The organism is Leucobacter sp. 7(1), assembly GCF_900163635.1.
Classification (GTDB): Bacteria; Actinomycetota; Actinomycetes; order Actinomycetales; family Microbacteriaceae; genus Leucobacter.
Window position 1 is genome coordinate 1 of record NZ_FUID01000032.1, and the last position, 5639, is coordinate 5639.

Here is a 5639-nt window from a genome sequence, read left to right on the forward strand (position 1 = left end):
CGGAGGACAAACCCCGTCAGAACGCGTTCACAACCTCACGGGGAACTACACCTAGGCCCGCGACTATCCGATCTGCTCGGACAGATCCAGCCACTGCTCCTCAAGCTCACCGATCTCAGCCTCGTACGCCGTGATCTTCGCCATTTCCGTATTCAGCAGCTGGTAGTCGCTCTGATCGAGCGTCGCGAGACGATCCCGATCTTTCACGATCTGCTGCTGCAGTTTCTGCATGCGCCGCTCCACCGCGTTCAGCTCTTTCTGCGCGGCACGCAGCTCGGCACCACTCAGCGCCGAGGCTGCCGGGGCCGCAGCCGCAGAACTCGGGGCCTTCGACGCCGCGCCCGCAGTGCCGGATCCGCCGCTCGCCGCGGGGTTCGCCGCTCCATCCACTGCCGCTCGATCTTCAGCGGCGCGCAGTTCCAGGTACTGATCCACACCACCCGGGAGGTGGCGCAGCCCGTGATCCAAGATCGCGTACTGCTGATCTGTGACACGCTCCAGGAAATACCGGTCGTGGCTGACCACAATCAGGGTGCCGGGCCAGGAATCGAGCAGATCCTCCATCGCAGCCAGCATGTCCGTATCGAGGTCGTTGGTCGGCTCACCCAGCATTGCTGAGGCAGATATAGAAGGAGCACCTGCTCACTATGGAAGCCAACACAGCCACGCGTCCTTCCGACACCGCCGCATTGATCTACACCCGTGCATCGATGGATCGGCACTACCTCATGCGATCCACTGACGACCAGGAGACAGACTGCCGTTCCTGGTGCGATCAACAAGGGTGGAAGGTCGCCAGGGTAATCACCGACGCCAACCGCTCAGCCTCGCAATGGCGCACCCGAGAACGAGAAGGGTTCGAGGAAGCCCTGCAACTCATTGCATCCCGGCAGTACGCCGCCTTTGTGACATGGGAACCATCTCGCGCCGGCCGCGAGCTCGCGGCCTACATCCAGCTCCGCGCAGCGTGCCAGGCTGCGGGTGTCCTCTATCTAACTAAGGGTCGTGTATACGACTTCGCCCGCAGCGACGATGCATTCATGATGGGACTCGAGTTCCTTACCGCGGAGAAGGACGCCGCGGTCATCCGAGAACGGCAACTCCGGACGGTACGTTTGAACGCACAAAAGGGCAGACCGCATGGAAGGCTCCCCTACGGCTACCGTCGGGTCTACGACCCGAGCACAGGTGCGTTGCTGCGTCAGGAGATCGATCCCGAGAAGGCAGCGATCATAACGAGCGCAGTCGATGAGATTCTCCACGGGGTACCAGTGAATCGGATCGTCACACGCCTCAACCGCGAGGGTGTTCCGACCCCGATGAAGCCGCTGAGCGACAAGTCTCGTGGCTGGATGAACGCAACCCTGGTGCAGATCATACGCAGCCCAACTGTTGCAGGCTTGCGCAAGTATCAGGGCGAGGTCATCGGAGAAGCAGACTGGCCTGCGATCATCCCTGTCGAGACGTGGGAAAAGGTCAATAGGGTTCTGGCCGACAAAGCTCGCCGAACTCGGTATGTCGAGGAGGACAATCACAGCCATCCCAAGTGGCTGCTATCTTTCGTCGCCAGGTGCGGGTTCTGCGGCCGGTTCCTGGCGAGAGTTCTCAATGTGATCCCACGCAAGAACGGAAAGCTCCGCAACAACTACGTGTGCCAGCACATCGGATGCCGTCGCATCAGTATCGACGTCGAGCGCACGGACGCCTATGTGCTCGAAGCCTTACTGAGTTGGCTCTCGACCCCCGAGAGCCTGGCCGTCCTGGCCGGCCCAGACGACAACTGGAGTGATCGTGTCCGTGAGGCGGAGGAGCAAGCGGCTACTCTCCGCGACCGGCTGGACGAGGCCGCCGAGCAGTATGCCGAGGGCAAGATCAGTCTGGCCATGCTAGCGAACGTGGAACAACGGCTAACTCCGCAAATCGAGCAAGCTGCAAGGGAAGCCGTGCCTCCGGTGGCGGATGAGGCTGTTCTCGATCTCATCAACGCCAATGACATCCGTGCGGCGTGGGACCTTCTTGACCTACTTGAACAGCGTCGACTCCTCAAGATGTTGCTGGACATTCGGATTGAGAAGTCGCGGCTCATGGGCGGCGTCTTCGATTATGAGAGAATCAAGATCGCGCCGAGGTTTGTGACACCCGAGACCTATCAGTGGCGGCGCTTAGCATAGCTCGCACAATCACGCCCTGATCTTTCGTGATGGGAAGGAACGAAGCCCCGAGTTCACGCCCTGCCTCGCGCAGCGCAGTGAACTCGCGGCTTTCATCATCAGTAAGGGGTTCACTCATGACACTTCCCCGGTACTAAGAACGAGACCTGCGATGAACTGATCCTCGGCACGCCGCCGCGCTTCCACATCGGCGTGCATGTACTCAACGAAGTCTTCCTCGCGGTTCGGGATGACGATGTCTTCGATGGGGTCGGTATCGGGTTCACCGGGCCAGGCGATGCGGCGGGTGGGGCGGTCGGTGGTCAGGCGCGTGCCGCAGGCGGCGGTCCAGTGCCGGAGGCGTTCTTGGGCTTCGGTGAAGTCGCGATGCCACACGAGCATCGCGGAGCCCTTCGCTTCGGGGTGGATCGCGCACAGCCAGTGGATGTGCAACGCGGACAGTTCCCACACCAACGCTGGGTGGCGGTGCCAGAACGGTGGGACGACGGCGACGGGGAGGCCGTAGGTGTGGCGAAGCCAGTGCACCCATTCGTTGAGTGCGAGCCATTCTTCTTCTGCGGCGTCGGCGGTGAGGAGATTCCAGTTCACCGGCCCCGGCGGGCCCGCTGCGTCATCTTCATCAGCGGCGGGAGCGTCAGAGTCCGGATCGTAGCTCTCATCGAACTCGTCCTCCGCCGCCTCGCCCGGATCAACTTCGCCCATGTCGGGCAGTTCATCGACCATGATCCGACCTCACCGCCCGACCGCAGGTGTGCCAGTGGGCGCGCGGAGTTGTGCGTCGGGTGACAGGGCAGCATCCTCGAGTCCGGCATCCAGTGAGTCGGTTGCTGGTGTGCGTCGGGGGCGGTCGACGGTGTAGCGGGTGCGGGCGAGGTCGTGCCCGATCTTCTTCGCGACGAACTCCTCCGCCTTGACGGTCTGCCCGTTGTCGTCGGTGCGCTCGTAATAGTGGGTGTAGCCTTCCGCGACGAAACGGTCGCGATGGGCGAAACGCTGATAAGCGCGTTCGGCGGTCTTCCGGAACGCGACGAGGTCGTGGAAGGTGGTCTCGGTCTGCGTGAACGAGCCGTCGTCTTCGCGACGGTAGTGTTCCTGCCCGATCTTCACGAACAGCCGCGCATCCCCGTTCTCCGTGGTCGACAGGTGCGGGTTGGACGCGATGAACCCGGACAGGGACTCTTGTGTTTGGATAGCCATTGGACACTCCTCGTGACAGCGGCACTCCCGGTCGGGGTGCTCTGTCACTCAGGTGCGCCCACCGCCCCCTCGTCACTGTCGACCCTTGGGGTGCCTGATTGCAGCAGTTCCTCCACCGCACGCCGTTGACTCTGCAGCTTGCTCGCGTCCTTGCGGCGAGTCCAGGCCCGCAGTTTCGCGACGATCGGTGGTGCGGCGCGCAGCAGGATCAGGCCGGTGCCGAGTGGGAGGGTGCGGATCACGTCGGGCGGCATGATCGATACCCGGCGGATGGAGCGTTGTGCGGTGCGGGAGCCGTGGTCGCCGATCGTGGTGGAGTCGGTGATCTCGTCGCGTTCTCCGATCAATGTGGTGAGGTCTTGAAGGTCACGCGAGTTGGATGCGCCACCGAGGATGATCTTCACAATGCTGGCGTCCCAGATCGCGCCGGCCGCGTTATCCGACCACTTCTCCCGCGCCTGCGCGAGGGATTGCAGCACCGGCATCGTCGTGATCCCGGTACCTCCGCCTTCTGCCATCAACGTCGGAAGCGACGGCAGCGGGGCGAGGTTGCCGATCTCATCCAGCGCGAGCAGCAGGGGCGGGTCGAGGCGGGCTGCGGGTGAGCGGGCGGCGAGGCGGCGTGCGGCTTCGACGAGGTCTTCCACGAATGCCGATACCAGCGCGGCACTGTTGTTCGCCCCCGCACCCGTCGCGAGCAGATACACGGTGCCGCGCTTACGCAGAAACTCCTCCGGATCGAACCGCTCCTCCGGGCCGGGACTCACGGCATCGAGCACGCGCGGGTCTGCGAGGGCGGCAAGAGACAGGGACACGCCTTGCCAGATGGAGTCGCGGGTTCGGGGGTCTGCGTCGATCATCGCCTGCAACGAATCCGCCCACCCCGTCGCCGCCCGGGGGTTCGTGGTGAGGATCGCGACCGCATCGGACGCTGCAGCGGGGTCGAGCGTCCACCGGAACAACTCAGCCGGGGTGCGGTGGTCGAGGGCTGCGGCGTGGAGGAGAGCTTGGAGGGCGGTGCGGGTTTTCCCTTCCCAGAAGCCCCCACCTTCGACACCGCCAGCGGAGAGGCCGGTGCCGGCGGCGAGGCCGGTGGCGCGGATCATCGCCGTCAACGGGTCCTCGCATCCTCGGACTGGTGACCACCGGAGTCCTGCGGGGACGCCTTCGGCGAGGTGCTGCGGATCGAACACCGCCACCGGCCGACCCTCCACGCCCCGCGCCTTCAACGTCGCGGTGAGGTTGTCGGGGCGGGTGGAGGTCGTGACGACTGCGCCGGGGGCATCGAGGATCGCGTTGATGACCACATGCAGACCCTTCCCAGAACGGGGTGGCCCGATCAGCAGGATCGAATCCTCCACACTCGCCCACACACCCACATTCCTCGATGCGCCGAGGAGGTAGCCGACATCGGTGACAGCAGGCTGCTCGATGGAGGGCCGGAGTTGCCCGGCCCGACGCAGCAACGCTTTCTCAGAGGCAGCGGTGGCGACGTCGGTGCGGGTGGCGATGCCGACGATTCGGTACGGGGCGACCTTCGTCTGCCGTGCGTGCTCACGGAAGAACCGCCACACCCACCACCCCGCACTCCCGACCGCGACGATGAGGATGCCGGTGACGATCCAGTAGGCCACCGGGTTCAGCCCGTCGGCACCGAGCGCGCTGCCGGGGTTCGCGGGTTGCAGGAGCACGCCGAGGCCGGTATCGATCCCGCCGGTCGGCTGCGTGGCCCCGGTGACCCAGGCGGTGATCGTGCCCGCAAAGCGGAGGATGACCGCGAGAACCGCGGCGGCGATGAGAGCGATGATGCCGAGGTTCGCCAGCTCATCCCCAAGCGCCCCACCCTGCCGCGGAGTACTCATTGGATTCTGCCAATGGTGAGGGTGCCGGAGATGCGGCCGAGGAGGATCACTTCACCCGTCACCGAAAGAGCGGCCTGTTCAGTGGTGAGGAGGGTGCGGGCGGTGCCGTTGCTGCTGGCGTCGGTGTGGGCGTGGATGATCGCAACGGCGACATCCTCACCTGGAACGAACCCCGCCCCTTCGACCTGATGCAGCACGGGCGGCACCGCGCGCACCGGCGCCGCCATGACGTCGTCTGGGGGTGGCACTTCCCACGGTCTCGGCGCGGGGCGTTCGCGGGGCGGGGTGATGATGTCGGTGAACGTCGACCCGTCCGCCTCGTGCACCTGCACCCGCAGCGGGGACCGGTACTGCGCGGTGAGGGTGTCGAGGATTGTCGGGAAGGAGTCGCGTCGCCAGGCCGGAGCGA

General features: G+C 64.9%; 6 protein-coding genes. 1 reads left to right on the forward strand and 5 read right to left on the reverse strand.

Translation table 11 applies throughout. From position 1 onward, the window contains the following. Positions 1–63: 63 nt before the first annotated feature. Positions 64–612: a hypothetical protein gene (locus FM113_RS07210; protein ID WP_369676689.1), complete on the reverse strand. Its 549-nt coding sequence runs from the start codon at positions 610–612 to the stop codon at positions 64–66. A 35-nt stretch (positions 613–647) separates the two neighbouring features. On the opposite strand from FM113_RS07210, the gene FM113_RS07215 reads away from it, so the two are divergent. Then, entirely contained in the window at positions 648–2171 is a 1524-nt protein-coding gene (locus FM113_RS07215; protein WP_087013018.1) for a recombinase family protein, read from the forward strand. A 114-nt stretch (positions 2172–2285) separates the two neighbouring features. Here FM113_RS07215 and FM113_RS07220 read toward each other — a convergent pair whose 3' ends face one another. The 4 genes from FM113_RS07220 to FM113_RS18090 all read right to left on the reverse strand — a co-directional run. Continuing rightward, a complete protein-coding gene (locus FM113_RS07220; RefSeq protein ID WP_254908913.1) occupies positions 2286–2894 on the reverse strand; it encodes a hypothetical protein in 609 nt (202 codons plus the stop codon). A 9-nt stretch (positions 2895–2903) separates the two neighbouring features. Continuing rightward, entirely contained in the window at positions 2904–3368 is a 465-nt protein-coding gene (locus tag FM113_RS07225; RefSeq protein WP_087013020.1) for a single-stranded DNA-binding protein, read from the reverse strand. Between the two features lie 44 nt (positions 3369–3412). Then, entirely contained in the window at positions 3413–5230 is a 1818-nt protein-coding gene (locus FM113_RS07230) for a type IV secretory system conjugative DNA transfer family protein (RefSeq protein WP_087013022.1), read from the reverse strand. Beyond that, positions 5227–5639, reverse strand: a 413-nt coding sequence (locus tag FM113_RS18090; RefSeq protein ID WP_087013024.1) for a hypothetical protein, incomplete at its 5' end; no start/stop codon positions are given. The genes FM113_RS07230 and FM113_RS18090, both read right to left, overlap by 4 nt.

Coding starts and splice junctions, on each gene's coding strand:
- FM113_RS07220 (WP_254908913.1), bottom strand. CDS start 2,894: ATGGTCGATGAACTGCCCGACATGGGCGAAGTTGATCCGGGCGAGGCG.
- FM113_RS07225 (WP_087013020.1), bottom strand. CDS start 3,368: ATGGCTATCCAAACACAAGAGTCCCTGTCCGGGTTCATCGCGTCCAAC.
- FM113_RS07230 (WP_087013022.1), bottom strand. CDS start 5,230: ATGAGTACTCCGCGGCAGGGTGGGGCGCTTGGGGATGAGCTGGCGAAC.
- FM113_RS07210 (WP_369676689.1), bottom strand. CDS start 612: ATGCTGGGTGAGCCGACCAACGACCTCGATACGGACATGCTGGCTGCG.
- FM113_RS07215 (WP_087013018.1), top strand. CDS start 648: ATGGAAGCCAACACAGCCACGCGTCCTTCCGACACCGCCGCATTGATC.